General features: G+C 64.1%; 1 protein-coding gene. It reads right to left on the bottom strand.

What is annotated here, in order from left to right; translation table 11 throughout:
- Window positions 1-193: 193 nt before the first annotated feature.
- Window positions 194-463 (bottom strand): transposase (locus AX750_RS26885; RefSeq protein ID WP_245282389.1); only part of this gene is annotated, 270 nt, incomplete at its 5' end.

Raw genomic sequence — 463 nt, 5'->3', positions numbered from 1 at the left:
CGGCGGGAGAGACGTTCTTCTGGGACCCATCCGCACGTCTGGGCGCCTGCGGCGACTGGTGCATCGGGCCGCGGGTGGAAGCGGCGTTCGACAGCGGTGACAGCCTCGCGGGCGCCATCATCGGTCTCAACGCGGCGCGATGAGCGCGGGCCCACGGTCTTGGCCTGCCCCGATGGAGTGGTTCAGCTTCGATCTAATGCATGGTAGGATTCACAGCCACGTTTGACGGCGGCATGATAGTAGCCGGCGCCGGTGGCTTGTAGCCGAGCGAGGCGTGCGGGCGCCTGGTGTTGTAGTGCTGGCGCCAGCTCTTGATGACGGCCGTCAATTCGGCGAGAGCGTAGAAGATCTCGTCGAGAAGCAGAATGCCGAGCAGGGTCTCATGCCGGTCGTTGAAGACGAAGTGTCGATCTCCGGCTACACCGACGAGAACCGGCCTATGGTTGAGGCGTTCCTGCATGCA

Source organism: Methylobacterium sp. CCH7-A2, from assembly GCF_001557075.1.
Taxonomy (GTDB): Bacteria; Pseudomonadota; Alphaproteobacteria; order Rhizobiales; family Beijerinckiaceae; genus Allobosea; species Allobosea massiliensis.
The sequence above is the reverse complement of the archived record's forward strand: the minus strand, read 5'-3'. Positions and strand labels throughout refer to the sequence as shown.